This window comes from Variovorax sp. P1_G12 (assembly GCF_056405555.1).
Genome location: NZ_JBFUBW010000081.1, coordinates 1 through 4,237 on the forward strand (window position 1 = coordinate 1; position 4,237 = coordinate 4,237).

At 62.9% G+C, this 4,237-nt stretch carries 1 protein-coding gene, 2 pseudogenes and 1 other annotated feature; all 3 genes and pseudogenes read right to left on the reverse strand.

The window, feature by feature from the left end; all coding sequences use genetic code 11:
- Positions 1-248: 248 nt before the first annotated feature.
- Positions 249-410, reverse strand: a pseudogene (locus AC1D2O_RS37535) (IS3 family transposase); the annotation flags it as partial.
- Between the two features lie 1,301 nt (positions 411-1,711).
- Positions 1,712-2,923: pseudogene (locus AC1D2O_RS37540) on the reverse strand (IS3 family transposase).
- Positions 2,580-2,696 (reverse strand) — a sequence feature (AL1L pseudoknot). It overlaps the preceding pseudogene by 117 nt.
- Positions 2,924-3,474: 551 nt before the next feature.
- Positions 3,475-4,005: a hypothetical protein gene (locus AC1D2O_RS37545; RefSeq protein WP_478158914.1), complete on the reverse strand. Its 531-nt coding sequence runs from the start codon at positions 4,003-4,005 to the stop codon at positions 3,475-3,477.
- Positions 4,006-4,237 lie beyond the last annotated feature (232 nt).

Genomic DNA, 4,237 nt, shown 5'->3' on the forward strand with positions numbered 1-4,237 from the left:
TGATGGTGCGCGGCATCAAGAAGGTCGACCAGTTGTTCGTGCTGACGATGGCCGCCTACAACCTCGTGCGCATGCGGACCTTGGCAGAAGTCCGTCCGTTGGCCCCGTAGAGGGGAAACGAGAGCCGAGAACGGGCCCTCGAAGCGGGATAACGGCGACGGCAGCGAGCCTGAAACGTCGAAATCCGCAACCGCCCACTTCAGGACGCCGGATGACTGCCGCGCGCCTGGTACTTCAGCAGCCTGCTAGCGCGACATCGAGCGAATCAGCTTCGCATCGGCGATGCGCGATAGCCATCCAGGCCAACGATAGTGGGCACCACGATCGGAGTGAACGATGGGCTGGTCTTTGGTATCAACCACCGTCTCGATGGCCGCATCCAGCATCGTGTTGACGAGCTCAGCGTCCGGCAGATTCGCATTGGCTCCGCTCCATTCCCTGCTAGAACCAATCACAGCAAGCAGAGTGCGAGATGCGTCGCTGGATATCGAGATCGGCGCAAGTTTGGCAACATACATCGCGACGTCGAACGACCCGCTGAGAGTGCCGGACTCGCTGCGCTCTCGGTTTCGCGAGTTTCGCATCCTGCCACCGACAGGCGCTCAGGCTCTCCTGGTCGCTCGGGTGGATGAAAGTGCTGCGACTCAGCAACTCGACATCCGAGGATTCGCCGCTCCTGACCAGGCGATCTGCAACAGACTCGCTCACCTGACAGCGCGTGAAATCTATCAGGCTGTGCAGGATGCGATAGCGCGAGCTGTCCACGCCGGAAGGCTCCGTCTCACACTGGCCGACCTTCCCACGGACGTCTTGGATGGGTGCATAGTTCAAAGCAACGTTCATTGACTTGGAATGGTCGCGACGCGCCAGATATCACCGATCGCCTTTGCAGCGTTCGGCGGGTGCAGCTGCAGTTGTCAGGCGACACGACAAACTGACCCCCGCATTGACTCATCCGAGCTGTTACCGGATCCCCCATGCCTCACATAACGTGCTGCCTGCTGGGTGGTCCGGCCGGAGCACAAGAACGAGACGAGGCAAGTGAGCATGTCAACACGCAGGGAGTTGGTCGACGCCATCGGCGCTCGGTACCGGTTGGGTTCCAGGAGCGAGCGCAGTTCGATCATGGACGAGTTCGTGGCGATCACGGGCTATCACCGCATACTGCATCCGCTTGCTCTCCAATCCCCCGGCGCCGCCGACGGAGCGCAGTCCCTGCTTCGCATATGGGCCCGCCGTGCGTGAGGCACTGGAAGCGCTATGGGAGGTCTCGATCGCGTCTGCACCAAGCGCCTGAAAGCCTGAAAGTCAGAATCCCGGCATTGCTGCCAGCGATTGTCCGACACGGCAGTATCAACGACGAGCTACCCAGCTTTCCTCATCCTACGCGGCTGGTGTGAGCGCGAAGGTACTGCACGAATCGGCGTCGGTGGATGCTCAGGGACCGTGACATCCCTGAAGCGCCAACACTCCGCCCTTTGCGATGCCTTTGAACTCAGGCACTTTGGGGAAAATTACCCGCCGGCTGGCCAATCTCGGATAGCGCGATCTGCAACATTGAACCGCACCGGGTTTCGAGGAGGCCTGTTGGCTTGAGTCAGGCCGGAGTGGTCTGACTCAAGTGTGGGGGTGTTGGCTTTTTGGATTCTCCTTCATTCAGCCCCCCGCAGGGGCCGCGGGAGGCCCCCCGGTTGGGCCATGTACTCATGGTTCAACCCTCCTGCAGCGTGGCTTGCTGCGCGGGCTTGCCTGGGGTCATCGGGCGACCTTGCTCACGCCAGTAGTTGGCCTCGGCTTCGGCCGGCGGGATGTATCCGATTGGCTCCAGCAAGCGATGGTGGTTGAACCACGAGACCCACTCCAGGGTCGCCAGTTCGACAGCCTCGCGCGTCTTCCACGGCCCGCGCCGGTGAATGATCTCGGCCTTGAACAGCCCGTTGATGCTCTCGGCCAGCGCGTTGTCGTAGCTGTCGCCGGTGCTGCCCACCGAGGGCTCGATGCCGGCCTCGGCCAACCTCTCGCTGTAGCGGATCGAAACGTACTGCGAGCCGCGGTCGCTATGGTGGACCAGGGCTCCATCACGCTCTGGGCGGCGTGCGTACAGCGCCTGCTCCAGCGCGTCGAGCACGAAGTCTGTCTGCATCGAGTTGCTGACTCGCCAGCCGACGATGCGCCTGGCGAAGACATCAATGACGAAGGCCACGTAGACGAAGCCCTGCCAGGTTGAGACGTAGGTGAAGTCCGCCACCCAGAGCTGGTTCGGACGCTCAGCCCTGAACTGCCGATTCACACGGTCCAGCGGGCATGCCGCCTTGGCATCGGGCACGGTCGTGCGTAGCGTCCTGCCGCGACGCACGCCCTGCAGGCCGAGCAGCCGCATCAGCCGCTCCACGGTGCAGCGCGCGACGCTCGTGCCCTCGCGCCCGAGTTGGCGCCAGACCTTGTCGGCGCCGTAGACGCGCAGGTTTTGGTCGTACACGCGCAGCACCTGTGGCAGAAGGATCGCATCACGCCGGGCTCGCACGCACCGACAGCAGGCTCGGATCGCGCCGGCGCGCCGCGTGGCGCCGGTATGCCGATGGGGCAACCTGCAGCGCGCGGCAGATCGGCTCGACCCCAAGGCGAGCGCGGTGCTCGTCGATGAAGGCGTTCACTTCTTGTGATGGCGGTCGAGCTCCGCCTGGGCGAAATATGCGCTGGCCAGCTTCAGGATCTCATTGGTCTTGCGCAACTCGCGCACCTCGCGCTCCAGTTCATTGATGCGCTGCTGCTCGGCCGTCGTCGCACCGGGGCGCACGCCGCTGTCTCGCTCGCCTTGGCGCACCCAGCGCCGCAGCGTCTCGGCCGTGCAACCGATCTTGCCGGCGATCGACTCAATCGCCGACGACTGCGACGGGTACTGGTCCTTGGCGTCGAAGACCATGCGCACCGCGCGATCCACAACTTCCCGGGAAAACTTCGGGGGACTTCCTCATCTTGGCTCCATTCTCTATCGAAGGAGCCTCCTCAAAATCCGGGGCGGTTCAACATAGTGTTACCGTCCTTCCGGGGGCCTGGAGGTGGCCGCTTCTAAGCGAACAGGAGGGGAATATGGAGCAAAGGTCTGCTGACGATGTCGCGGTGCCAACTGACGAATGATTGCCCTGCGAAACTCCATTACACCAAGCGCGAACACGGCAACAGGAACAACGACTTCCCCGAAGCGTTAGCCGACCGTGGACACCAAGTCGGTGCGACTGCCGAGTTCCGGTCCCACCCCGGCCCTCGGGGGCGCGGTCTTACCGTCGAGACCCTCGTCAAGCATGAGTCCATTCGAGAGACTCAGGCGAGGCTCCAAACGCCTACCCGGCGCCCGTGGCGCGAATCGCATCTCCAACGATATTCCCTGTCCCCATCGACCGCGTTGATGCCAACTGGGCCTTGGCTCGTGACCACGGCCTTGACGTGCTGCAGGAACGGCGAAAAGAGCGCGTTCTAGTGCAGCGCCTGCCTGGCGCGATCTGCTACCGCGCGCAGGAAGCGAGCGGGGCCGCCATGGCCTGCGGCGAGCGGCACCTCTTCGTCAGGGTGGCGGCTTCGCATCAATTCTTCTTGACCCCTTTGCGTGATGGCGAGGACCTGCGCCGCCCGTTCGGGGCCGGAGAGCGTGAACGGACTTCCGGGCCCTGGCACAAACGCGATCACCAGGCCGGCTGCGCGAAGGATCCGCAACTTGTCGATGTCGTCAGAGTAACTGAACGACATGGGTAGATGGGACGAGGCGATGACAGCGAGCAGTTTCATCGGCATGAATTTCTCCAGTTGACGCCAGGCTGCGTGCAGGCGACGTTCACAACGGGTACCAACCCAACCAATACGTTGGTTGACACCGGGAGTCATATCAGTCGCGGCGACGTCTACCTTCGGACGCTGCTGATCCACGGGGGCCGTGCGCTGGTGCAGTTGGCCAAGACGCGAGCTGACCGAGCCGACACCTGGCTGGGCAGGTTGGTTGGCCGTCGACATCACAACATTGCGGCCGTGGCGATGGCCAATAAGAACGCGCGGCTAGCGTGGGCGTTGCTGTCCACGGGCAAGGCCTATGAACCCATGCATGCGCCGACAGCAGCTTCGTAGCTTTTGCAGCGCGCGAACGTCGGCGCATCACGTAAAGACTCTCTCACAGGTTGCTATGGCAATCGATCGTTGATGGCAATACAGGTAGGACCGGGGCTGGTCAAACCTGACGGGTATAACG

What these genes read in the sequence shown, in the direction of transcription:
- AC1D2O_RS37545 (WP_478158914.1), bottom strand. Translation starts at nt 4,005, where the DNA reads ATGTCGACGGCCAACCAACCTGCCCAGCCAGGTGTCGGCTCGGTCAGC.